Annotated in this window: 18 protein-coding genes; 4 read left to right on the top strand and 14 right to left on the bottom strand. The window is 35.2% G+C overall.

The window, feature by feature from the left end; translation table 11 throughout:
- The first annotated feature begins 353 nt into the window (after nucleotides 1-353).
- The 3 genes from ABTV69_RS17630 to ABTV69_RS17620 all read left to right on the top strand — a co-directional run bounded on the left by ABTV69_RS17630 (nucleotide 354) and on the right by ABTV69_RS17620 (nucleotide 10,821).
- Nucleotides 354-7,637, top strand: coding sequence for a pectinesterase family protein (locus tag ABTV69_RS17630; RefSeq protein WP_433831083.1), 7,284 nt, complete (start codon nucleotides 354-356; stop codon nucleotides 7,635-7,637).
- Between the two features lie 77 nt (nucleotides 7,638-7,714).
- The gene (locus ABTV69_RS17625; RefSeq protein ID WP_433831081.1) at nucleotides 7,715-8,368 is read left to right on the top strand and encodes a hypothetical protein; all 654 of its coding nucleotides are present in this window, start codon (nucleotides 7,715-7,717) and stop codon (nucleotides 8,366-8,368) included.
- A gap of 203 nt (nucleotides 8,369-8,571) precedes the next feature.
- Nucleotides 8,572-10,821, top strand: coding sequence for a hypothetical protein (locus ABTV69_RS17620; protein ID WP_433831079.1), 2,250 nt, complete (start codon nucleotides 8,572-8,574; stop codon nucleotides 10,819-10,821).
- A gap of 8 nt (nucleotides 10,822-10,829) precedes the next feature.
- Here the strand turns inward: ABTV69_RS17620 and ABTV69_RS17615 are convergent, their stop codons facing one another.
- From ABTV69_RS17615 to ABTV69_RS17585, 7 genes are read right to left on the bottom strand one after another with little or no spacing between them, the layout of a single operon-like run.
- Nucleotides 10,830-11,330: a 4'-phosphopantetheinyl transferase family protein gene (locus ABTV69_RS17615; protein ID WP_433831077.1), complete on the bottom strand. Its 501-nt coding sequence runs from the start codon at nucleotides 11,328-11,330 to the stop codon at nucleotides 10,830-10,832.
- Nucleotides 11,327-11,581 (bottom strand): acyl carrier protein, encoded by a 255-nt coding sequence (locus tag ABTV69_RS17610; RefSeq protein WP_433831075.1) that lies wholly within the window; start codon nucleotides 11,579-11,581, stop codon nucleotides 11,327-11,329. The genes ABTV69_RS17615 and ABTV69_RS17610 overlap by 4 nt, the downstream gene beginning before the upstream one ends.
- A gap of 1 nt (nucleotide 11,582) precedes the next feature.
- Nucleotides 11,583-12,851, bottom strand: a complete 1,269-nt coding sequence (locus tag ABTV69_RS17605) for a beta-ketoacyl-[acyl-carrier-protein] synthase family protein (RefSeq protein WP_433831073.1) — start codon at nucleotides 12,849-12,851, stop codon at nucleotides 11,583-11,585.
- A complete protein-coding gene (locus tag ABTV69_RS17600; protein WP_433831071.1) occupies nucleotides 12,848-13,285 on the bottom strand; it encodes a 3-hydroxyacyl-ACP dehydratase FabZ family protein in 438 nt (145 codons plus the stop codon). Before ABTV69_RS17600 ends, ABTV69_RS17605 begins: the two co-directional genes overlap by 4 nt.
- A gap of 11 nt (nucleotides 13,286-13,296) precedes the next feature.
- Complete coding sequence (locus tag ABTV69_RS17595) at nucleotides 13,297-14,349, bottom strand: type III polyketide synthase (RefSeq protein ID WP_433831069.1); 1,053 nt, start codon at nucleotides 14,347-14,349, stop codon at nucleotides 13,297-13,299.
- The gene (locus tag ABTV69_RS17590; protein WP_433831067.1) at nucleotides 14,346-15,059 is read right to left on the bottom strand and encodes a methyltransferase domain-containing protein; all 714 of its coding nucleotides are present in this window, start codon (nucleotides 15,057-15,059) and stop codon (nucleotides 14,346-14,348) included. The genes ABTV69_RS17595 and ABTV69_RS17590 overlap by 4 nt, the downstream gene beginning before the upstream one ends.
- Entirely contained in the window at nucleotides 15,060-16,187 is a 1,128-nt protein-coding gene (locus ABTV69_RS17585; RefSeq protein WP_433831065.1) for an NAD(P)/FAD-dependent oxidoreductase, read from the bottom strand. It lies immediately after the preceding gene.
- A gap of 171 nt (nucleotides 16,188-16,358) precedes the next feature.
- Between ABTV69_RS17585 and ABTV69_RS17580 the strand changes: the two genes are divergently transcribed.
- Nucleotides 16,359-16,715 (top strand): hypothetical protein, encoded by a 357-nt coding sequence (locus ABTV69_RS17580; RefSeq protein WP_433831064.1) that lies wholly within the window; start codon nucleotides 16,359-16,361, stop codon nucleotides 16,713-16,715.
- Between the two features lie 399 nt (nucleotides 16,716-17,114).
- Here ABTV69_RS17580 and ABTV69_RS17575 read toward each other — a convergent pair whose 3' ends face one another.
- From ABTV69_RS17575 to ABTV69_RS17545, 7 genes are all read right to left on the bottom strand, one after another.
- Nucleotides 17,115-17,804, bottom strand: coding sequence for a CPBP family intramembrane glutamic endopeptidase (locus ABTV69_RS17575; protein WP_433831062.1), 690 nt, complete (start codon nucleotides 17,802-17,804; stop codon nucleotides 17,115-17,117).
- 75 nt (nucleotides 17,805-17,879) lie between these two features.
- On the bottom strand, nucleotides 17,880-18,470 hold the full coding sequence (locus ABTV69_RS17570; protein ID WP_433831060.1) for a Crp/Fnr family transcriptional regulator: 591 nt from the start codon (nucleotides 18,468-18,470) through the stop codon (nucleotides 17,880-17,882).
- 378 nt (nucleotides 18,471-18,848) lie between these two features.
- Nucleotides 18,849-19,373 (bottom strand): PPC domain-containing DNA-binding protein, encoded by a 525-nt coding sequence (locus tag ABTV69_RS17565; protein WP_433831058.1) that lies wholly within the window; start codon nucleotides 19,371-19,373, stop codon nucleotides 18,849-18,851.
- A gap of 226 nt (nucleotides 19,374-19,599) precedes the next feature.
- Nucleotides 19,600-21,132, bottom strand: coding sequence for a glycosyl hydrolase family 32 (locus ABTV69_RS17560; protein ID WP_433831056.1), 1,533 nt, complete (start codon nucleotides 21,130-21,132; stop codon nucleotides 19,600-19,602).
- A 216-nt stretch (nucleotides 21,133-21,348) separates the two neighbouring features.
- Nucleotides 21,349-23,526, bottom strand: a complete 2,178-nt coding sequence (locus ABTV69_RS17555; protein WP_433831054.1) for an HAD-IIB family hydrolase — start codon at nucleotides 23,524-23,526, stop codon at nucleotides 21,349-21,351.
- A 157-nt stretch (nucleotides 23,527-23,683) separates the two neighbouring features.
- Nucleotides 23,684-24,586 (bottom strand): carbohydrate kinase family protein, encoded by a 903-nt coding sequence (locus tag ABTV69_RS17550; RefSeq protein ID WP_433831052.1) that lies wholly within the window; start codon nucleotides 24,584-24,586, stop codon nucleotides 23,684-23,686.
- Nucleotides 24,587-24,927: 341 nt separating this feature from the next.
- Nucleotides 24,928-25,917 (bottom strand): hypothetical protein, encoded by a 990-nt coding sequence (locus tag ABTV69_RS17545; RefSeq protein ID WP_433831050.1) that lies wholly within the window; start codon nucleotides 25,915-25,917, stop codon nucleotides 24,928-24,930.
- Between the last annotated feature and the right edge of the window lie 350 nt (nucleotides 25,918-26,267).

Here is a 26,267-nt window from a genome sequence, read left to right as displayed (position 1 = left end):
AAGAAGCTAGAAGCAAGAAGCTAGAAGCAAGAAGCAAGAAGCAAGAAGAAAGAAGAAAGAAGAAAGAATGAAGAAGCAAGAAGCAAGAAGCAAGAAGCTAGAGGAAAGAATTGCTGCTCGTGTAAATAGAACGCTTATACTGCAGGTTTGCTATCGCAAAGACGCTGATAATACGGATTTTTAAAAAAGCAATTAATAAATCAGTGTAAATCCGCGTCTTCGCGAATTCGAATCTGTTTCAGCCGTGTACAAAAATTAACAGTTTAAAAAAATAAAAACCATCAAAAGAATTTGAAAAACAAGAAAAAGCTCTTTTGAAAACTATTACTAACTAAAACCATATTTAAACCAAAATGAAAAAACAATTTATTCACCTATTCCTCATACTTTTTACGGTAATGGGGTTTTCTCAGACTATTGAGAAAATTGAAGCTGAAACTTTTAATCAGGCTTCAGGAGCACGAGCCGAAACGAATGCCGCCCGCTCGGGAGGCGGAAACGTTGGTTACATAAAGAACAATACTTGGATTAAATTTAATGCCGTTAATTTTACAGAGTTTGTTACCCGTTTTGATATTGCGGCAGCAGGAGCGACTGGAGGAACAATCGAATTTAGATTGGGTTCTGCAACGGGAACTTTAATTGGTTCTGCCACAGTATCAGGAAGTACCAGCTTTACCGATTATAAGAAATTTTCGGCTGCCATTACGCCAACAACAGGTTCATATGATTTATATCTGGTGTTTCTGGGGCCTGGTACAGGATATCTGTTTAATGTAGATTATTTCGAGAAAGTAACCGAGAATCCAAATGCCATAACGCACAAACTAACTGTAGATGTAAATCCGGCTTCATCTGGAACCGTTACGCTTAATCCTGCAGGAACCACATTTGCCAAAGGAACCGAAATAAAATTAACAGCCAATAAAAATTTTGGCTACAATTTTAAACAATGGGTAGATGAGAATGGGGCTGTGATATCAACAGCAAATCCGTTCACTTATACTCTCAATGCAGATGCAACGCTTATTGCGCAATATGATGCTGTGGCAACTTACACCTTAAGTGTAAATACAAACGGAGCTTTTGGTTTAGGCGATTACACGATTTCTCCAGCAGGAAAAGATGGTGCATTTTCGGTTTATGAAAGTGGCACCAATGTGATGATTACAGCGGTTGAAAATGATATAATAAAATTCAGTAATTGGTCTGACGGTTCAACTTCATTAAGTACTTCTGTAGTGATGAACGAGAATAAAACTGTTACAGGAACGTACGCCAATCAGACTTTCATTGCAGGATGGACATTCAAAAATGATCAATATGCAAATCCTAGAGTTGCTGAATTGTATTCTAAAGTAGAAAATAGACCGCAGTTATTTGCTTATAATGTTGCAGATAATGTTTTTGCGCCCAATGTAAGACTTCAAAACAGGGGCGGAAAAAGCGGATTTTGCGTTTGGAATACCGAAAGAGGAAATCTCTATTATTTTATGACGACACTTTCTACAGTGGGTTATAAAAATATTAATGTTGCTTCGGGATTATTAGGCTATTATTACGGTTGTGATGAATGGACGTTTCAATATTCATTAGACGGAGTAAATTTTGTAAATGTTTCGGCACTTACTACAATCAATACCAATACCATTACCAATATCGGTGGCATTCTTCCTGCTGAAGCAGAAGGGAAAGAGAAAATCTATTTAAGATGGTTTCCTAACATTAGCGGACCAAAACATGGATCTGCAAGTGATGTTACGGCTACAATTTTATCAAATTTAATGATCAAAGCCGATGAAGTTTTAGTAACCGATACTGTTGCGCCAGTTTTGGAATCTTCATTTCCTACGGAAGCGTCGAGTTCTGTTGCAGCCAACGGAAGTATCATTTTAAACTATAACGAGCAGGTTCAAATGGGAGCAGGAAATGCTGTTTTAAATGGCAAAAACCTAAGCGCCGAATTTGTAAACAAAACAGTAAAATTCAGCTATTTCGGGTTAGAATATAATAAACAATATACATTTACACTTCCAGCAGGATTTGTAAAAGATCTTTCAGGAAATGATGGGCCAGCGCTGACGTTGTCTTTTAAAACAATGGAAAAGCCAATCCCAACAAAACGTAAATTTGATTTGATTGTTGATGCAGATGCAACTGCCGATCAAATTGCTTCAGGGAAATATGTAAAAACAATAGCAGAAGCTTTTAGTGTTGCGCCTAATAATTCGGCATCAAGATTTTTAGTATTAATTACAAACGGAACTTATAATTTAGGTGGAGACGGAACAAATCCGCAAGATGTGGTTTTAAGGCTTCCATCAGGAAAAAATAATGTTTCGCTAATTGCACAATCCAAAGACAAAGTAATTCTGCAAGGAAATCCAGGATGGGGAATTAAAAACGCTGTTCTTTCTATTGAAGCCAATGATTTGTACATGGAAAATGTTACGATCGAGCATAAAGACGGAATCACAACTTCTGGACAAAGACCAGCATTGAATCCTGCGGGAGACCGAAATGTTTATAATGGAGTTCGTCTTAGAAGTAAACAAGACACACAGGTTACAGGAGGAAAAAGAAGTTTTTACTACAAATCTACAATCGAAGGAGATGTTGATTTTATCTGTGGCGGAGGAACACACTGGTTTGAAGAATGTAAATTGGTTTCTGTTGCTGCAGGTTATATCGTAGCCCCAAATCATGATACGGCTACTCAATACGGTTATATTTTTAATAACAATACGATTACTGCTTCGACAAGTTATTATTTAGGACGTCCTTGGCAAAATGCACCAAGAGCGGTTTATCTCAACACCAAAATGATGACTGAACCGAATACGGCTGGTTGGGCAAGTATGGGAACAGTGCCAGCGCTTTTTGCAGAGTACAATAGTGTAAACGGAAATGGAATAGCAGTTAATACTGATAATAGAACCAATATATTTACTGTAAATGGCTCAGCGCAGACAGGAAATTACAATCCAGTTTTGACTAAAGCGCAAGCTGACGAATTTACGATAGAAAATGTTTTAAGTGGTACAGACAAATGGGATCCGCGTGTCATTGTAGAACAAGTTGCAAAACCAGCAAATCTTGTAGTTTCAGACAAAAATACTTTAAAATGGGATGAGAATAAATACGCGTTGTGTTATGTTATCAGCAAAGATGGTAAAATCGTATCGATTACTACAGAAACAACTTTTATAGATGCTTCTACGGTTGCAGGATCATATAATTATACCATTCAAGCGGCAAACGAATATGGAGGATTGAGTGATTTGAGCAGCATTAGCATGTCCATTAATGGCGGAATAACAAAATCTTCTATTAGCTATTTGAATTCTATTGATGGAGCTGCTTTATCAGGTTTGAGTCCGATAGAATATACTGAGGGTGCCGTTCTAAAACTGCCAACTCCAACTTTAGTAGGATACACTTTTTACGGATGGTCCGTTTCTGCAACAACAGCAAATACATTAACTGAAATTGCAGCGACAGCAACAGGAAATCAGACGTTATATGCTTATTGGGGAGTTGGAGGAAATAACAAACCAGATGAAGTAACACCACCGTCTAATTTTGATTATGAATTTACAGCAGCTGTAAACAAAAGCTGGGACAATGCAGGTAACTTTAACCCAGCTGCAATGCCTATCGCAGGCAAAACGGTTTCGGTTGCTAAAGAAATAGAAACAACGGCAAATGTTTTTCCTGCCGATATGATTTTGTCTGGCGCGGGAACACTTCGTTTAAGAGGCGCACACAAAGCGACGGGAACATTAACTTTTAAGGAAGGAACAAGAGTGTATTACAATACGAGTGGAGCGGGTATGGCTTTAGAAGCGCCCATGGTCATTTCTGGTAATGTAAAATTCGAAATGATTTCTGGAATAGCCAATCAAACCATATTGACGTTAAGTGGACCTGTTTCTGGAAATGGAACAATTTCGCCATTAAACATTGGTCAAGGTGTAAATGCGAATACAGGAACTCTACTTTTAAAAGGAGATAACAGCGAATTTATTGGGACTTGGGATTTGACGCAGAAAAGCACAAAATTTCCAACATTAAATTATCCAACAGTTATTGATGGGGCTTCTGCAAATGCTTTTGGTTCCGGAACAATAAAAGTTGGTCAAGATAATTATATTATTTTTAGTCACGAACGTGCCGCTGGCTCAACTTTAACTTTAACTATATCAGAAAATGGGAAAGCATCTTTGAATACCGTATTAAATGTTCAAAAACTTGCTATTAATGGAGTAGAATTTAAAGAAGGAACTTACGATAAAACAACAAACCCAGAATTCTTTGTCGGAGAAGGAAAAATCGAAGTCAAAAAAGAAGCAACGGGAGGAGGAACTGAATCGGTTCCTGCGTTTCCAGGAGCTGAAGGTTACGGGAAATATGTTACGGGAGGTCGTGGCGGAAAAGTGATTTATGTAACCAATTTAAATGATTCCGGTGCAGGTTCACTTCGTGATGCTATTGGTCAGGCAGGACCTAGAATTGTTGTTTTTAAAGTGTCAGGAAATATTGAATTGAAAAGCGAATTAAATATTACCGACAATATCACAATTGCTGGGCAAACAGCACCAGGAGGTGGCATTACTTTAAAAGATTACAATGTTAAAGTAAGAGGAAATAATATTATTCTTCGTTATTTGCGTTTTAGAATGGGCGATACTCACGATGTGGAGAATGATGCTTTGGGAGGACGTTTTCAAAAAAATATTATAGTAGACCACTGTTCAATGAGCTGGTCAACTGACGAATGTGTTTCTTTTTATCAAAATGAAAACTTTACTTTACAGTGGTGTATTATTTCTGAAAGTCTTCGAAATTCTGTTCACGCCAAAGGAGCACACGGATATGGCGGTGTTTGGGGAGGTAAAAACGCTTCTTTTCACCATAATTTGTTAGCGCATCATGACAGCCGAAATCCAAGGTTGGGAGAATATGCGAATGATATTTTTGCTAAAACAGATTTAGTTGATATTCGTAATAATGTAATTTACAATTGGGGCGGAAACAGCTGTTATGGCGGAGATGCGATGAATGTGAATCTGGTAAACAATTATTGGAAACCAGGCCCTGGAACTTCAAACTCGACCAAAGAGCGTATTTTGTCAACAGGAAGAAGTTTGGACGCTACTTCGCCATTATATGGAATTTGGGGTAAATATTTTGTAGACGGAAATTATGTGGTTGGATCAGAAAGAGCAACGCAGGATAACTGGACATATGGCGTTTACAGTCAGTTTCACGGAAGCCAACTTCCAGTAAGCGACGCTGATAAAGCTTCAATTAAAATTAGTGCACCTCACGCTTTTGGAGAAATTACGACTCATAGCGCGACAAAGGCCTATGAATTAGTTTTAGAAAATGCAGGGGCAAATCTATACAGAGATGCTGTCGATAAGAGAGCGGTAGACGACACACGTTCTGGCAAGGCTAGTATTATGAATGGAGGTAACGGAAGCACTAACGGTTATATCGACACGCCTTCAGCAACAGGCGGATGGCCGGTATTGCCTTCTGGAGAAGCTCCTACTGATACAGACGGTGATGGTATGCCTGATAAATGGGAAACAGAAAAGGGATTAAATCCTGCAAGTTCTGCTGACGGTAATTTAAAGACAATTGACGGAAAATATACGAATGTTGAAGTTTATATCAACAGTATTGTAAATCACATTACAGAAAACCAAAACGGAAGTTTAGAGGTATATGTAAATCCGCAGAATTTTGTAGAAAAATACAATGTGGCAGAAAACGGCTCTAAATTTATCATGGCGAGTGGTACATATACGACGACAACAGATCTAGCGGTTAAAAACCATAAATATACTTTTGTGCCAGATGCAGACGCGAAACCTGTTTTTGCAGGATCTTTCGCTTCGGAGAATCCAGAAATTATTTCAGGAAGCTTCAGTTTTGATGGTGTTGATTTTGATTTGACCAATGCTGGAGCAAATGTGCTTCAGTTGAAAAAAGGTGCTAGTGTATCAAGTTTCGAAATTAAAAATGCCACTATAAAAGGAATCAGACAAAGTTTATTAGCAGCTGATGGAGCTAGTGAAAGTCCTATTTCAAAAATTGCTTTAGAAAACTGTATTATTGACGGAAGCGCAGCAACAGGAGGAAGTTTTATTCAGCCTGACTCGCATATTGTAAATTCGATTTCGGTGAAAAATTCTACCGTTTTTAATTACGAAAAAGGGAACAGTTTCTTGATTCTTCAAAATAAAAATGCGACTGTCCAAACAATAAATGTTTCTTTTGAAAGTAATACCATTTACAACTCTGGAAATCAAACCGGAAATGGTTTTGTGTTTGTTGACAATCAGTACAGTGCTACTTCGACATATTCCTTTAAAAATAATATCATGCAAGACGAAAGAGAAAATGCTAAACCTATTTATCTCTTCAATTCTAATAATGCGGCGGGAGCAGGAAAACTAGTGATAGACAACAACCTTCTTGTTGGTGTTTCTTCGCAATTAGTTAAAGGATCTGTTACGGTGGCTGAAACTAATAGTAAAACATTAAGTAATTTGGGAATTTCTGCTTTAGTATATCCTAATCCGTTACAAGGAAACTTTAGCTTCTCTAAAAATTCACCTTTAGCGAAAGCTTCTTTAGAAGGAGGAGTACTGGGAGATCCAAGATGGTTAAAAGCAGAAGCGAAGTTTTCACAAATAAACTATCTTAATTCTATTGATGGAAAAACCATAACACTTGATCCAATCGAATACATGGAAGGTGCTATTACGAACTTAAAAACACCAAAATTGGATGGTTACACGTTCTTCGGATGGTCGGCTACAGCGACTGCACCTGGACTGTTAAAAACAATTCCGGCGACAGCAACAGGAAATCAAACTTTTTATGCTTTTTGGGGCGAAGGAGGAAACAACAAACCAGATCCTAAACCAATTGTAAAATCGGGTGTTTCGTACCTCAATTCAATTGATGGTAAAGCCATTTCTGATTTAAACCCAATAGAATACACAGAAGGTACAGCGTTGGCATTACCTACACCAGTTTTAAAAGATTTTACTTTTTATGGATGGTCATCTTCGGCTACGACGCCAAATACAATTAAAGAAATTGCGAGTACGGCTACAGGAAACCAAACCTTTTATGCATTTTGGGGTGTGGCAGGAAACAATAAACCAAATGAAGCACCGACTTTTTATAGCATTTCCTATCTGAATTTGCCTGCTGGAGCGGTTAATCCAAATAAAACAAGTGCACAATCAGGCATTGCTTTTACACTAGAAGAAGCACAATGTTCTGGATATCGTTTTTTAGGCTGGTATGCTGACGTTTTGTACGCAAAAGAAATAACAGGTTTTGGAACTGGGCAGAAAGATGATTTCACGCTTTATGGACGCTGGAAAAAGTTAGGAGAATTTTTGGTTTTCCCAACAGTGGCTTCTGGAAAAGTGACCTTAAAAACGAGTGTAGAATTGGATCAATTACTTTTTTTCAGCATGAATGGACTTTTGGTAAAACAAGTGGATGTAATCGGTTCTGAAACGGAGATTTCTGTCTCTGATTTAGCTTCTGGAGCTTATTTCATTAAGAGCCTTAAAACAGGAGAATCGGCTAGAATTATCGTGAAATAATTTTGGATTCGGGATGAGGTTTAAATACTCGTCTCGACGAAATAAAAGCGAGTTTTTAAAATTAAATCATTATAGATATGAATAATAATATAAAATTAATAGTCCTGTTTTTCATTACTTTACTTGCATCTTGTTCAAGTGATGCTGAAAGTGATCGAGACTTTACTGCAAATAAAGGATTTTTAAAAATAGGTAGCCAAACGGTAGAATTATCACAAGGTTATTTGGAAAACTATGGTATTCGAGGCAATGCCTATAATATCGATTTTTCGCTGCGATCTAAGTCCATTTCTGCAACAGAAGATGGGGCAGTAGTCTACTTCGAATTGTTTTCTTCTCTTCAGAATAATTTGGCTAAAGGTGATTATAGTTATGGAGGTTTTTCTGAAGCTACCGCTTTTACTTTTACCAAATGGGGGCAATCTCTTTTAGGTACAAATATTAATACCGTAAAAGGCGCTTTGTCGGTTACAAACGGAGTTAGGATTCGACCAACAGGCGGCACTTTTAAAGTTGCCGAAAATGGTGCCAAATACAAAGTAAGTTTTACAGGAAAAGGTATAGCAACTGTTTACAAAGATGGCGTAATCACTTCGACTCAAAATGATGTAAGTTTTACAATGCAGTATTTTGGAGATGTGAAGAAATCTGAAGGGAAAACATTTATTTCTACGGTTAAAAAATCCAATTCCGAATTTATTGAAAAAGATCATTCAGTTCTTTTTAATTGATTTTCTGAATACAAATATTAACGTTAGTTTGTTTAAAAGGCTGCTCTCTTTTTCGAGAGCGGCTTTTTTGTTTTGATCTTTTTTTAATAAAAGAAATTAATTAAGAGTATCAGAAAAATAAAAGTATATGATTATCTTGTAAGACCTGATAAAATGACTTCTTCAGTTTTTTTAATCTAAAAAATGTACAAAAAATTAATACCATGAGAAAAATACTCATTCTTATTTTTTTATTACAATCATTTATTTTCTCAGCACAAAATAATGTTGCAATTATGGATCACCTGCAAAATCCTGCAACAAAAAATATTGCTGATGAAGTGTATTTGCAAACCAGTAAAAGCATTTATGAAACCGAAGAAGATCTATGGTTTAAAGGTTATGTTTTAGACGGACATCATTTTGTTCCATCAGAACGAAGTAAAATTTTATTTGTTCAATTAATTGAAGATAAAACAGACAAGGTGGTTTGGGAGAAAAAATACGAAATTGAAAAAGGTTTTGTAAACGGTCATATTTTATTAGAAAGTGATTTAAATCCAGGCGTTTATACTTTATCGGCTTACAGTTCTTATTCCTTTAATAAAAAGCCAAAAGAGTTTTATGCAGTTAAAAAGCTAAGTATTGTCAAAACAATAAGTAAACAAAACGAAGTAACATCTTTAGAAAAGGATACGATTGTTCATTTTACAAGCTTTGCAGAAGGAGGCAATCTTGTTTCGAAACTTCAAAATAATTTGGCTTTTAAGACAGTAAATTCTAAAGGAATTCCTATTGCTGTTTCTGGTGTTTTATTTGAAAATAATACTCCAATCCTAAATTTCAAAAGCACTCATGAAGGTATGGGGATTATGAGTTTTATTCCTGATGGCAATAATAAATATCATATTGAATTAACAGAACCAAAACTAAACAAAACTTTCCCAGTTGCACCAATTGTGTCGAAAGGAAAAATACTCACTTTGCTCAACAACAAAAAAGATACTCTGGTTTTTAAAGTGGCTCAAAATAATGCCTTAAATGACGAAAAGGTGTATTTACGTCTACAGGTGAGGGGAATTGTCTACAGTATTGCGAGTGGTATTTTGAAAAAAGAACTGATGATTAAAATTCCTCTAAAAGATATTCCTCAAGGAATTGCCGAAGTAACACTTTTTGACAAAAATGCTTTACCAATTGCAGAACGTTTGGTTTATGTAAATTTAGAACAGAAATTAAATATCAAAACAGTATTAGAGAAAAGGAATTTTAAAGTTAGAGATCAAGTAAACCTTAAGATAAAAGTTACCGATGAAAATAACGAGCCAGTTGTGGCGCATTTGGGTTTGAGTGTGTATGACAGATTGTATAAAAATAAACTCGACGCTAAAAATATACAAACCCATTATTTATTGTCGACTCAATTAAAAGGAACAGTTTACAATCCTGGTTATTATTTTAATGAAGAAAATAAAGATCGTAAACAAGCATTGGATTTATTGATGCTTACGCAAGGTTGGAGATCATATGTCTGGAATGAAGCTAATATTGAGGAATCGGAAAAAGTATTTAAACCCATTATTTTTGATGAAATAAAAGGAAGAGTTCAGTTAGCGAATCCAAATTCGAGAGATGCTGTTGGGTCTGGGGAGAAAGGATTGATGGTTTTTGGATCTGATCAAAAAAATAATGATTTGATAATGACTGATTCAACAGGCGTTTTTGCAATTGGTCCAAATTATTTGAAAAAAAAGGGTTCTTATGCTTATGTAAAGCTTTTAACTCCGTCAAAACCTAAATATCGACTTGTTATGAAAGATGCTTCATTTGATGAGATTAATAAAGAGCGGTTAAATAAAACAATCATTTATCCGTTAGCATCAGAAGAAACAAAAACGGCAGATGAACCTGTTTTTGATGATCGCAATTCGATAAACAAACTAAATGAAGTTTTGATTTCTAAAAAAAGAGAAACAGCATTTCGAGATAAATATCTTGGAAAATTGGATGAATTGGCCAAAGCTAATGATGATTATGTATGTGTCAGTAACATTCTGAATTGTAGTAATCACTATGGAGATAGTGGTAATAGAAAACCTGTTGAGGGAGGAAAATATTTTGCAGACGGAAGTGGGGCAGAATCAACCAGAACTACAATTGTATACCGCTATCCTTCATTTACCGAAGGGCAGCTTCTTGAAATGGATAACACTTTTACTGTTAAAACAGTATATCTTAAAAGGATATTTTATGAAGCTGTTTACGATGCCGTAACGATAAATGATCCGTTACCAGATTTTAGAAATACTTTATTCTGGAAACCAGATCTTATTACAAACGAAAGTGGGGAAGCTTCTATAACCTTTTTTTGTTCAGATATAAATAGCCAGTTTATTGGAGAAATTGAAGGAGTAAGCGGTGACGGCCTTTTGGGGTCCGAGAGTTTTAAATTTGCTGTCAAAAAGCTTCAATAATATGATTATCATGTTTTATTTAAAGTTACCCACTTCTCAAATTTTCCATGATGGCTGATAGAAATATCTTGAAGTGTATTTGCAGTTTTTAAATACGGAATACCACTTTCGTCTTTTACAATTTCTTGCTTTTCAATTTCAATTACATTATTGATATTCTCGAAGTTGTCTACCGCAATGGTATGAATGCTTTCTAATGAAAATATACTTTTGGTGTAGTACACATTATCATTACAAACTACTTTTCCAAAGGCATAATTTGTATGTAAAGAATCTATCGCACAAGAAAGCTTCCTCGGACTGAATTCGCGTATTTGGGTCTGACGATTATAGATTTTGTATGCTGCTTCTTTCATGCTCCATAAAAGCCAAACCATCGTTTCAGGTTTGGCATAATTTTTTATGAGCAATTGTTCTTTAGCTGTAAAAAGCTTTTCTATAAAACCTTTGCGCCGCCAATTGCTTTCTGCACGCGACTGCGCAAGGTCTATAATATCATTGCCAATCATTTTTGGGCGTGTTTACTTTCGATTATTTCAACAGCTGTTTTTACGTCAAGCATGCGTTCCATATCGGCGTTGTCGATTACGATATCAAAATTTTCTTCAATGTCCAGCACGATATCAACGAGATTAGCCGAATTGATATTCAAGTCTTTTATAAAATCGGTTTCTTCGGTAAGATTTTCAAATGCTTCTTCGTTGGTTGTAAAAGGCTTGATAATCACTTTTAATTTTTCGATAAGTTCAGTTCTGTCCATTTTAGTTTTCAAATTTTTTAAATACAATACATGCGTTAACATCGCCAAAACCAAAACTGGCTTTTGCAATTATTTTGGGGTTAGTCTTAATAGTTTCTGAATGCACTTTTGACGGATCAATTAGTGCTGCAATTTCAGGATGAAGATCATCACAGTTTGTATTTCCAAACAAAAATCCTTCGTGCAATTGTAGCACGGCAGCAACACTTTCGATGCTTCCAGACGCGCTTAGGCAATGTCCGGTTAAACTTTTAAGCGAATTGATATACGGAAAATTAGAACCTCTTCGATCCAAAGCCATTGTCCAGTTTTCGATTTCCAAACTGTCTTTTGTGGTCGCCGTTAAATGTCCGTTTATAGCATCAATTTCATTCGGATGAATTCCTGCGTTTTCGATGGCAGTTTTAATGCATCTTTGAACCGCAATACTATTTGGAGCCGTCATGGTTCCTCCGTCGCGCTGCCCGCCGGAATTGACATTGCCGCCAAGAATTTCAGCATAAATAACCGAGTTTCTTTCTAAAGCCGTTTCCAAATCTTCAATAACAAAAGCTCCAGCGCCACTTCCGGGAACAAAGCCCGCTGCAGAAGCACTCATAGGTCTAGAACCTTTTTCTGGATTGTCATTAAATTTAGAAGAACACACGCGTATAGCATCAAATCCTGCCCAAATATAAGGGCCACTGTCTGATGTGCTTCCAGCCAATATTCGTTTTGCTTGTCCAGATTGTATTCTGTCGTAAGCCATCAAAATTGCTTCTGCGCCAGTTGTACAAGCCGAAGAATTGGTTGTAACCTGATTTCCCAATCCTATTTTGCCTCCGAGATAAGCGCTTACACCGCTGTTCATGGTTTGAGCAACAACAGTGCTTCCTAATCTTCGGGTTTGCAATTCATCAATTTTATAAATGCTTTCACGAAATTTGTCTATGCCAGAAGTTCCAGCGCCAAAGATAGCGCCGCTGTCCCAATCTGGACTTTCGTTTATGGGCAAACCAGCGTTATGCCAAGCTTCCATGCCTGCAATAACACCATATAAAATTCCTGTACTATTAAATCCGCGAAGTTCGAGTTCAGTAAAATAGTGTGCTTTCAATTCTTCAGCTATTTGAGGCTGACCTGCAATCTGACAAGAAAACTGCAATTGTTCCAACTGAGAATCATGACGAATACCAGAAATGCCGTTTTGCAGCGCATGAGTAAACGCTGTAATTCCAACACCATTCGGTGCCGCAACTCCAAGACCTGTTATTACAACTCGTTTTTTCATAATTTTTTGGTTATCATTCCTGCCAAAACACCTCTGCATACTTCTATGCCAGCTTCGTTTTTCATTACAGCATTGCATTTCAATTTTCCAAAACGAAAGAACAATTTCTCCGAAGTTACCGTTACTTTTTCATTAGGATAAACGGGTTTTAAAAACTCCATATCGGCAGAAGTAAAAGCGATTACGGTATTTTCACCCAATTCATTCCCTAGTAGAAATATTCCCAAACAAACCATTCCGATCTGTGCCATTGTTTCGGTTAGAATAACGCCTGGAGTAACAGGATTATCTTTAAAATGACCTTTATAAAAATCGAGATTTTCTTTGAAGGTATACGTTCCTGTTACGCCATTTTCGTCAGCATGAAGCAATTCATCTACAAACAGAAAAGGCTCGCTATACGGAAGCTGTGCAATTATATCAGTTAATTTCATAAGCTTTCAAATTACCATTGTAATAAAACTCTTTGCGCCGAAAATCCTGGACCAAAACTCAACATTAAACCTCTTTCTCCTTTTTTCGGATCTCGGTTCATAATATTTTCTAAAACATACAAAACCGTCGCGCTCGACATGTTGCCGTATTCTCTTAGGATTTCTTTTGTATCGTCAATGTTTTTCTCCAATCCGCCAAAAAGCGATTCAACCGTGGTTACGATTTTTTTTCCTCCCGGATGAAAAATCATATGGTCTATATCTTTAATTTCAAGATTATTCTGTTTTAAAAAAGGATGGATAATATCACCAAAATGAGAAGCAATAGTATCTGGAACCTCAATATCGAGAACCATTTGCAGTCCGCCATTCGTTAATTTAAAACCCATCATATGTTCGGCATCATAAAAATGATACATCTGTTCGTCGAGAATTTCAGGACCAGCATCTTCTTCTTTTGAAGATAACAGACAGCAGGCCGCGCCATCTCCAAAAATCGCAGCGCTGACAATATTCGGCATCGAAAAATCATCTAATTGAAAAGTAGCGGTTGGCGATTCTACCGCTATTACTGCTGCACGCTTTCCAGGATTCGATTTTAGAAAATTCTTCGCATAAATAATTCCCGATATTCCTGCGGCACAGCCCATTTCGGTTACGGGAAGGCGAACAATATCTTGTCTCAATTTCATTTTATTAATCAAATAAGCGTCAAGCGAAGGTATCATAATTCCGGTGCAGCTTACAGTGATAATATAATCCAAACTCTGCGGATCCCAGCCTGTTTTTTCTAATGCTTTTTCGAGAACTTGATGTCCGAGAACAATCATTTCACGGCTATAAATATCATTTTTTTCTTCAAATGAAGTAGCGGTAAAAACTTCCGAAGGTTCCATTATAGAATAACGTTTGTCTACAGAAGCGCCTTCAAAAATTTTCTTTACTTTTTTTATGAAACGTTCTTCCTGACCTTCAAGCCATACATCTACAAGCGGAAGTATTTCTTCGGTCGTTCGAGAATATTGCGGAAGCTGTTTAACAGCTGTAACTATCTTTACACTCATATTTTAGTAATTATCCACTGGTAGCGAAATGCCCATTTCCAGTTTATGGAATAGTTTTTTAGATTTAGTTTTTCGGAGAAATGCTCCAATTCGTTCTTTTTGAATCCTTTTAAAATCGAAATCAAACCATCATTGCGCGACATTTGATTGAGATTGAAAACAACGCTTATCAATTCAAATAAGCGATAGGCGAGTTTACTTCGGTGCAAATCGTTTATTACAATTCCAATTGAAGCATTTTTGCTTAAAGTATGCATTACTTCAGTAATCTGAGCTGTTGTAAAATGATGCAATGTCAACGTACACAAGACAATATCATATTGTAACTCTTGAAAATCTTCACTGAAAATATCCATGCAACAATAGTCTATATTTGGAAAATCTTCAGAAAGTCTTTTTGCATAATCAATTGTAAAAGCATTGGCATCAATACCAATTAATTTAAAGTTCAGATTTTGCTTTTTTCCATATTTGGCAAGCATTCGCAGCATGTCTCCATTTCCACAGCCAATATCGGCTATGGTAATTGTTTTAGAAGTATCAGTCTTTTTTAAAAGTTCTTTTATGCCGTGAAGCGTCAGTTTGTTTCCTCCAAGCAATTGGTTGATAGAAGCAATTTGGTCTAATGCGCCAAGAAGTTCTTCGCCTTGAAGCGAAAAATCGTCCATTAGTTCTATTTCTTCTGTTCTATATTTTGTGTTCACGCTCATTTATTCAATTGTTATTGGTCGGCCATGCGTTTGTTTTATAATGAAAGAAAGTAATGCTGGAATCGATGCAGCAACCGTTGTCATTGCAAGAGTCAATTTTTTATGAGTTAAAGCGTTGGCTAAAATTCGTCCAAAAAATAATCGTTTGCTAAAATGCTTTTTCCATTCTTTAATATATTTTTTCTCGAATTCGATTCTGTTTTCAATCTTTCCGTAATAAAAATCAAGAATCAATTCAGAAGCTATTTTGGCACTATGAATTGCCATTGCCATTCCGTTGCCGCACATCGGATGAATTAATCCTGCCGTATCACCAATCATTACCATATGATTTTCTACAGGCTCTTTTTTATCGAATGCAATTTGACTGATGGTTAAAGGTTTTTCGAATAGGGAAGTACTGTTTTCGAAAATCGCTTTCAGTTTTTTGTTTTTATAAAGTACTGATTTTTGATACTCTTCGATGTTTTTGTATTTTTTGAAAGTTTCAAAATCGGCCAAATAACAAATGTTTATAATGTCGTTTTCAACTTTTGAAACACCACAATAACCGCCTTGAAAATTGTATAAACCGACAAGGGTTTCGTCAAAATTTCCTTTGTAATGTGCTTTTACAGCCAGCCAAGGCGATTTTTTAGAAATGAATTCTCTTGACAAGACTTGATCAATATTGGATCTTTTGCCGTAAGCGCCCAGAACTATTTTTGCTGAAAGAATTTCTTCAGAAGTTGTTACAGTAAAAATGTCGTTTTCAAAAGTAACATTGGTCACGGTTTCGTTTAGAATGGTACAACCATTTCCGACTGCTTTTTCAAATAAAAAACAATCCAATTCGTAACGGCTGATTCCAAAACCACCAAGAGGAAGTTTCGTTTTTGCCGTTTTACCATTTTGTGCCGTGAACTCAAAGTTTGAAATGCTTGTTGGATGAAGTTCTCTAACGTCAAGATCTAACCAATAGAAATACGGCAGAATTTCATTCGAAATATATTCGCCACAGACTTTATGTTTAGGATACGTATTTTTTTCGATAAGAATAACCTTCAATCCTTTTTTGGATAAGTGCAAAGCGCTTGCCAGACCAGCAAGACCGCCTCCAATAATAAGCACGTCGGGATTTGTTCTCATACTACCAATTTAATCATAAAATCTCGAATAGTCTTACTTAATTCGATAAGAAATTAACAAAATTTCAACTTTTATCTTAACGGATAAAGTGGCTTTTAGTTTAAAAAGGCATGGAAATCATTTAAGAGATAATTTTTTATTTTTGCAAAAAAATAGAAGGCATTAAATAAAATGACAATACAAGATTTAGTAGGCACTTATTCTATATCAGGAAGCAATCAAGACGAAAGCAGCGAGATGACGTACAAAGGTGTTTTGACGCTGACCTTAGATCAAAACAACCGAATAAAAGCAGATTGGGTTATCAATTCGCACAAACAAAAAGGAACAGGTTTTTTTAAAGATAATATTCTGGTAATTAATTTCAGTTACAAAGGCGATGACCATAAAACGTATAAAGGTGTTGTCGTTTACAGATGCATTACAAAAGATGTTTTGGACGGATTTTGGTCGGAGAAACATGGAGATCCGTTGTATTTAGGAAGTGAGCATTGTTTGAGAATGGAAACTACTGAGCGATTAAACTAGAATAATTTTTTAAACGCATAGAAACATAGATTTTTATTTTCTGAAATTAAGTAATGCAGAAAGAAACTAGTTTCTAACACAATAGCTTTGTGGCAAGCTAACTTTCTCAAACGTTATTTTCTGACACAGATTAAAGGGTTTTTAAGATTAAAATACCTTGTGAGAAAAATTTACTCTCGCAGATTACGCAGATTGAGCAGAAAAAATCTGTAAAATCTGCGTAATCTGCGAGAAAAGAAAATTAGCTCTATTCGTTTTCATTAAAAAGGTTTGTGGCAAAACTTTGTCAAAGTTCGAAACTTTGACAAAGTTTACTGCGCAGAAAACGATGTGAAATATTCCAAGAGAAACGCCTTTACTCACAATCTAGAACTATGTTTCTATGTGTTTTAAAAATGATTAAGCTGGATTTACAACAGTTTTATATTTTCTGTTGTAAAGAATAATAAAGCCGATCCATATTGTAAGCAGAACTGCAATTAGAATAAGTTCTTTTTCGTGAAGCCCATCACGGAAAAAATTGTTTAGCGAATGCACTCCAGCAACTGCCAATAATGATCCAGTAGAAGTATATACTTTCCCGATTCCCCAAGTTCCGAAGAAAATGATTCCGAAGAAAATCATGTTGCTTGGAGTCATTTCGAAGTTTAAATGCCAAGCAAACCAAAGAACCGCAATAATCAAAATAGAAATAAATTTAGGAAGCGATTTCAGTTGTTCTTGTAAAAATCCACGCCATCCGATTTCTTCTAAAAGCCCGTAAACTAAAACTGTAAACATCAATAAAATTGGAAATTTACCAATAGTTGCATAATAAACGCCAGCAATTAAAACCGCTGGAAGAATCCAATAAACGGCAAACGGAACAATTGCATTTTTGTAAATTCCTTTTAATGACATTGGATTGTTCAAAGAGAATATTTTGATTGCAGCCAAAGCACCCAAAGCAGGACCAGCACCGCGAAGTAGAATTACTAAATATGGATTTTCTATTCCAGATAATAAATTAGTTTTAGTAGCTGCATATCTGCAGATTACAGCAATTACATAATAAACTATAATAGCACCGAAGTTGATTTTATTTTTCATCGTTTAAATTTGTTTGGTTTAGTGAAGCAAACTTAGCGCGCATAAATGAAAATAAAATTGACTTTGGGTAAGAAATCATTTTTCCATAACTCTTTTTCGAATTCGGCTTAAACTTTCTGCTGTTAACCCTAAATAAGAAGCGATGATTTTAAGTGGTGTTCTTTGAAAAATTTCTGGACGGCCTTCAATCAGTTTTAAATAACGTTCTTGGGGAGAAAGCGTCAATAGATTAATTTGTTCTTGCTGTTTGCGCACATAAAGCATTTCAGAAATGGCTTTTCCAATTCGCAAACCGGTTTCAGATCTTTGATACAATTCGTTTAAATCTTGATGCGGAATAGACCAAAGTACCAAATCTTCCAAGGCTTCAGTTTTAATAACCGATGGCTGCTGATTTAGAAAAGACATATAATCGCTAATAAAGCTATTTTCGTAAAGAAGATTGATGCAAATATCTCTTTTACCATCCCAAACAAATAGTCCTGCTGACCCTTTAATGACAATGTTGAGATATTTTTCGACTCCATGATAATCTTTTATGATTTCGGATTTGGCAAATTCACGGACTTTTATTTTCTCCGAAAACCCTTTCCAGATATTCATATCGGCAGTAAAGTAATTTTCGAAAACTCGTTTTACATCTTCTGGAGACGGACTTTGTGGCATTTTATAAAAGTATCAGTTTGGAATGCCAATATAAGTTTTATCTTTCAAAATAAAAACAATTGGGTTATCTAATAATTAAAAGAATGTTTTCGCAGTTTGTTTAAATTTTCTTTTGAATTAGCAATAAAAGCCATAAAAGAGTTCCAAAGATGATAGCAAGGGAAAATTCAAATTTGTCTGGGTGACGAGAATGAAATAAATAATGAAACGCAATAAAGACAGCATAAGAAACCAAGAGTTTGAAGAATCTTTTCAAAATCAAGTGAAAATTAATTTTCAAACTTTTGGTTTTTATGTTGTTAGAATCTTTCATTTGTTTTTCTATTGGCAAAACCAAATTACAAAACAAATTTAAGACTTTTGTATTTATTTAAAATACTATTGTAAACAAGGCAATTGTAAAACATTCGCATTTAGCGGTTGTTCTACTTTTCTTTCTAGTTTTTCAGGATTTACCGTAATATAAATTTCCATAGAACCTGTACCAACTTTTAAACCTAAAATATGACCGCCGTAAGCATCAAATTTATCATCGGTTGCTACGCCGTGCATGTGTATAGAAGGTTTTTCTCCGCTCCAAGCGATAGATCCAGTAATGCTTCCCATCTCTACTTTATTGAAAGTTTTGGGATGAAATTTCTTTTGACTAAAATCATAAAATCCGAAAGTAGCATCTTGCGCAAAACCAATTCCACTAAAATTAGCTGACGGAATATTTTGCTCTTTGGCCAGTTTTTCAATTTGCTCTAAAACATTATCGCCTTCGCGAAGAACCATCAGATAACCTTGAGGAGTTTTGGTGTAACGGCATTTTTGACTGTCATTTTTTTGTTGTGCTTGCGAAAGATTAAAAGCTAGACAGAATAAAAGCCCAGCCATAATTTTGTTGAATTGTATTCTCATGGTATTTGTATTATTTGTGGTTCAAATTAAAACAAGATTTAGATTTGGCTTGCCAATACTTTCACAAATTATGCTAATTGTTTTTTGCCACAGATTAAAGATTTTGTGTAAAAAATGTTCTTTACCAGATTTAGTAGAGTGAGCAAAAAAAATCTGTAAAATCTGCTGAATCTGCGGAAAAAAAAGAATCTTGCAAATTAGGTTCAACGTAATCAAATTTTAAATATTAGTTGGGATTTGTTTTAGCATCTATCTGCATGATTCTATTGTAATCGATCGTGTATTTTTCAGGATCCGCTGCTGCGTATTCATTTTCTGGTTCTGGAATGGCATGAATTTTTGAATCGCTTATCGAAATTACAGCCGAACAAACATAAATTCCAACTTTTCCTTCACTGTATTTAAAATCCAACAAAGTCAGTTTTACAACATCGTTAATCGAAAGTTCGTAGTAATTGCCGTAGCGGATAATTTTAAAATAAATCTGTTTTTCTTCGCTAATCTCAAACTGATTGGTTTGAATGTTTTCGAAGATAAAATTATTCTTCACATCTTTTTCATTAAATCCCCATGCTCTAAATTGCACGAAACCATTCATAAAATCAATCGAAATATAATATCCAGTTCCTTCTTTGTCGCATTCAATTACAAATCCCGTTTTTCCCATTCCTTCTACAGAAAGCGTACCTTCCCAAACAAAATCCATTGAAGGTTTTTCGAAGCAATAAATTTCATAACCGCTTCGACAGCCAAAACGCCATTTGTTTTCATTTTCTAACACAAATTCTGCAGTTGGATTTCCTAGAATCGGCAAGGGGTGAGGCAAATCTTTTTGATAAATGGTTTTCTGATAAAGCTTTTCCCAATAATAGTAGCTTTTCAGCAAAAGCCTTCCGCTTTTATCAACATCCAATTCTTTTGGCGGCGGGATTACACGATGCGTATTGACATTTCCGTCTGCGAAATAGAAATTGTAAACCAGAAAGTGTTTTCCTTCTTTGACAACTCTAGCGGCGTAATTTCCTTGTGGCATTAAAACGTTATTATGAAATGCGCAGTATTCGCCTCTAAATTCGGGTGCAGACCAGTAGCGCACTTTAATATCTTCTCGAATAGATCCTAAAAGGTAATGCGTTCCTTTAATTTCAAATACACAGGGACATTCGACATCATCATACACATACGGAATATGAAGTGGTTTCTGTAAAGTATAACCTTCTTTTTCTTTTTTGGCAACACCAATACAGCCTCTGCGGTATGTTGGTCCAGAGGCGCTTCGGGCACAGATTAGTAAATAATCGTCGCCTTTGTATTGGTATTTAAATGGATCTCTAAAACTAATCCATTGTCTCGGATTATTGTTTTTTCCTTCGTAATGCGGTGCTTCACTTTTAAAAGGAAGTCCGTGTAGATTTTCTTTTTTCCAAGTTAGCAAATCGGTCGAAACGGCTCTTCCTACTTTTTGTTCAATTCCTTTATCTTGGCGTTTTAGGCCAGTATAATACATTTCATAACCTTCTCCATCCGATTTTTTGCTGACATGCATCGTCCATAACATATCATCATCCCATTCTCCTGGATCGCCTACAAACAAGGCGTTTTTTACTCTTTTCCACGAAAGGCCATCTTTTGAAACTGCATGCGCAATATAATCGTGATTAGGGATAATTAAATGAAATAAATGATGAATTCCTTTTTCATCTATAAATACATCAACATCTCCAATTTCCCAATTGCTAAATCCTGAACCTGAATACATTTTATTATTTATTTATCGTTAGTATTTTTTTTCGCCACGAATTCACGAATTAAGACATATTTTAAATCTGATGAACTTTGTCAAGTTTCAAACTTTGACAAAGTTGTTGTCTTTTGTTTTTATGACGAATTACACAAATTCACACAAATTTTAAATTCGTTCTAATCGTGCAATTGCTTCGCCTTTTCGCTATCGCTCGGGTCGTGGCTTATTCTTTTATTTAATGATTTTGTAATATTTCAATCCTTCTAAAATTCCTTCTGAGGCTGAAGTTTTAGCGACATAAATGCTTTTGGTTGTTTCGTAATTGGCAAGTTCTGCGCTTCGGTTTCCCACAATAATTCCTTTTACGGGACCTCTAAACATATCAACATCATTTCCAGAATCTCCCGCAGCAATTACGTTTCCTAATGGAATCGACCATTTTCGGCATAAAAACTTAATTGCATTTCCTTTTGATGCTCTTTTCGGAATAAAATCCAAAAACTGACCGTGACTCGGAATAATATTGACTTTGTACCAACCTGTTCCTAAAACCGCGATTAATTCCTCATGATTGTAATGTTCTTTATCATAATAATACGAGATTTTATAAGGATTTTGTGCTTCTTCTTCCTGAAGTTTAATCCATTTTATTGCTTTTAATCGATTGACGATATCGTCTCTTTTCCATCTTCCTGCAAGGAATTTTGCCCAACCCTTATCCAGAATATAATCCTTTCCGTTGGTGTAGTAGATCTCAGTTCCAACTGAACAAATTATAAAGTCGGGTAGAGGAAATTCTTCTTCGTCGATTACTTTTTTGACTAAAGCTAAATTTCGTCCAGAAGCCATTGCAAAAGCCATTTTATCGGTACGATTGGTTAGATGCGCTTTTAATTCTTTGAGGCCTGGATTTGCCAGTTTAGGTTCTATTAGAGTTCCGTCGATATCAGAAACCAATAAATGATCGATTTTTCGTTTTAATCGGCTGACGTTGATATTAGGATAATGCTGTTTTTTAATTCCAGTTGAAGAAACCGACAGATTTTCATTGATTAAATCAACGTAATGATTAACGTGGCTCACCCAACTATAATACTTTTGAATATTAATCGCTCCGTTATTGGAGTAATATTTCCATTGATTTTCATCGGTTAAAATATTTCGAAGCGCTTTTTTGATTTGATTTTCCTGCTGAGGATCTACCAATTCTCCATTCTGACAAACCGGAATAATTTCTGAAGGACCGCCGTTTTTTGTCACCACAACAGGAAGTCCAGAACTAGCCGATTCTATTACGGTCAAGCCGAAGTTTTCATGCAGTGCTAAATTTACAAAAACGCCCCTCTTTTCTGCGGCATAACGATAAATAATCGAAACTTCATTTTCAACATCATGCTTCTTTGGAAGTGCCATTTTTCCGTACAAATCATACTTATCCATTAAAAGAAGCAAATCAGTTAAAACGTTCTTTTCCGATTCGGGCATTTTGGCAATGTCTTTTCGAATACCCGCGAAAATGACCAAATTGGCCATGCTTTGAAGCTCTTTGTCTTTTCCGTAAACCTCAATTAAAGTATTTAAGTTTTTGTGCCGATCAGGCCTCGAAAGCGCCAGAATGATAGGCTTATGCGGATTGGTTAAGAATTTAGAAATGGTTTCGGCAACCCAGTATTTTCGTTGCGCTTCTTCCATATGTTTATCCGAATCATTTTCCTGATAATAATAAGGAACAAACTTTCTAGTGTCTATTCCAGGAGAAATGGCGTGGTATTTTCCTAGTTCGAAGTTTTTGTATGCTTTATAAGTTTCAATTTCTTGTTCGGTAGAAGTGACAATAAATTCTGCAAGTTCTAATGTTTTTTCCTCGGCAGCAATTCTGGCTTTAAACTTGAATTTTTTCTCCAGTTCCTCTTCTGTTTCTCCGCTTTCGATTAATTTTTTCTTTTTGTAATACCCTAAAGAATGTCCAGTATGGGCAAAAGGAATATTTAAAACGGCTGATAATTCGGCTGCGGCATATCCAGCATCAGCATAATGCGAGTGAATCCAATCTGGGAAAATGTTATGTTGCTTGATGTGTTGCATAGCGCCATTCACAAAGGTGTCGAGACCTTCCCAAAGCTGTTCTTTTGCCTTGTACTTTTTTCCTAGAAAGGGAATTCGCCTTATATCTAATTTATCATTAATAATCTCTACAGGAACTGCGTATTCAGGCGAAAGATTTGGATCGTCTATTAATCTGGTAAAAAGATGAACGTGTTCTACATCTTCATGCTGTGATAAAAATTCTGCTAATTCGTATATGTATTTGGTTTGACCTCCGTTATCAGCATCTCGACCGATTTCGAGACCAGAACCCTTCAAAAGACCGTGTATGTTGATAAGTGAAATTCGTAATTTTTTCATCATTCTTCCTTATTTTATTGGATTTGCAATTTACAGCGCTCCTATAAATTAGGAAGAAATAATTCCATTTTAAATTTACATATTTCCCATGTTTGTGAAGAAAATAGGATGTTTTAACTATAAAAAAGCCTGATTTCGTAAATCAGGCTTTTTGTTGTTTTTAATTTTTATTGATCAGATTCTCAATGTCAAAAATTGAAATTTCGGGATTACCTCCGGCCGATCCCGCGACCAAAGCTCCAGTGGCACAAGCAAAATTTAAGGCAGCTTGTGGTTCTTTTCCGTTTAAAAGTGAAGTGACTAAAGCGCCTAAGAACGAATCTCCTGCACCAACGGTATCTTCCACTTTTATGGTGTAACCTTCGTTTTCATAAAGATGTTTGTCCCAAAGTAATAGAGCGCCATCTTTTCCTCTTGTCACACAAATCGCTGTAGCATTGGTTAAAGAGCAAATAAAGTTCATATTTTCTTCTAAAGTATTGTATGGAGAATCTAAAGCAGCACTGATTTCCATTAGTTCTTCATCATTAAATTTGATGAAATTAGCAGATTGCATTAATTGCTGTAGAATTTCGTAATCGTAATGCGGTTTTCGAAGATTTACATCAAAAACTTTATAAGTATGTGTGTGATGAAGCAATTCTTCTAAAGCTTCTCTAGAAACTTCGTCTCTACAGACCAAACTTCCATAAATTAAAACATCTGAGCTTACGACCAATTCTCTTGCTTCTTCGTTTAGAATAATTTTGTCCCAAGCAGAAGGATAAATAATTTCATAAGTAGCCGATTTGCTTTCGTCTAATGTTACATTGACCAATCCTGTTGGATAATCATCAGACTTTAGAATGGTATTTGTTTCTAAACCCAATTTGCTGACTTCTTTTATGATTTCTTCCCCATCAGCATCATTTCCCACACAACTAATCATATTAGAATCAACCCCTAGAGCTTTCATGCGAAGCGCTACATTTAAGGGCGCTCCTCCAATTTTTTTCTCATTTTCAAAAATATCCCAAAGTACTTCTCCGAAAGCTACAGCTTTTAGTTTTTTGTCGTCGCTCATTTTAATTTTCTCTTATTTTAAATAGTAAATCCGATGATTAGGGTTTCATCAGATTCCATAAAAATAGAAAACAATAACGGTTTGTGCAACCCATTTTTTTAATCAAATGAATTGATTGACTAGTAAATAGCTAAAAATCAGCAGCTAGAAAGCAATAAAAATCACGATTTAATTTTCTTTGTAAAATGACGTTCGATGAAACTAGCTTTGATAATTTTTGTTTCAAATCAGGTTGATTTTTTACTTTTTTTTGATTCTTTCAATAATTTTTTAAACAGCAATTTGTCCCATAGAAACATCGCGTTATCCCCTGCGAGACTTTTATAAAAAAAAGCAAAAAGCTATTTCGTTATTTTATCGAGCATTTTATAATATTTTCTTGGTTTATCGCCATCAGGAAATTCGCTGAATGCTCTATAAAAAACGCCTTCTTTATAATTATAAATTCCAGTAAAGAGCTTGCGAATTTCTATTTTCATTTTATTTTTTTCTGCACTTAGGGCAATCGTATCTTCTAAACTAATAGCAGTAACATAGTCAATAACCGGAATATATCCTTCCTTTAAAACTTCAGGATAAATGCTGTACACTTTAGGTTTAGTGGTAATCGTTTCAAGAGTTAATGGTAGAGTATATTTCGAGCTAGCTTCTTTTATCAGTTTATCATAAAAGCTATTAATTTCATTTTCATTTTGGTATTTAATAATATCACTGGCAGGTCTCAAACATTGTTTTGCTAAACTTACATAGTTTATTGCATCGATCAAGTAAGATCTATTGTAATTTTCTTGTGCTAATTTGTAATAATCAGCAGGACCTTTTTTTAATAAATTATATTGTCCGGCATACAAAATATTGATTTTCCATTGATCGTCATATTTGCCGTAAATTACTGTAAGCAATAACTCATTGTCATGTCCATTAGGTATTAATAATGATACATACATATCCTTGTTCATTGCTAAGTAATTTATAACTAAATCACTCTCTTTAGTTCCGGTTGGAATCGTATTATTGATGCCAGTTGTAGAATTTTGAACATTATATTCATCTAGAATTCGATAACTTTTGGATGGAAAAGAAGTGCTAACTTGTTTTATCAAATCATCTATTTCTTTGCCATTCTTTTCGACAAGCCCATCAGCTAATAATGCCCTAACGCCTTTCGTGTCATTGCTCATTATTGCTTTGAATAGTTTATCGTTTAACTGTTTTATTTCTTCTCTTTTTTCGTGGTCAATGTTTTCATTACTATTAGTTCCAGAAGTTCCGATATTACAGCTTTGAAGTAAAAAAATAGTTATAAATAGCAATAAGATTCTGCGTGTCATATTTGTTTTTGAAGTTTAAATTGGTTGGTTAGTTTATTTTAAATGAGATGCTAATATACTTTTATTTCAGAATTAGCACGGTGTTTTTAATAAGATTTTAGTGTCTGAAAATTTAATTTATATTTGTTTATGACGTATGTTTTTCGAATTAGATTAAAATGATTGAGTTGAAAAAAAATATCATTTTTAAGAATTAAATTAAAGTATAATTTGGGTAAGAATTTAAAATTAATTCAATCTGATAGTCAAAACATAAATTTCTTTGTAGAAAAATGGCATAAAATGTTTATTCCGGAGGAGACCGATTGGGAAGGTAATCTTCTATAATCGTAGATCTTTTTACAACGAGA

The sequence above is a fragment of the Flavobacterium anhuiense genome, assembly GCF_050990855.1.
Lineage (GTDB): Bacteria > Bacteroidota > Bacteroidia > Flavobacteriales > Flavobacteriaceae > Flavobacterium > Flavobacterium anhuiense_C.
This window is presented reverse-complemented; position numbering and strand designations above follow the sequence as displayed.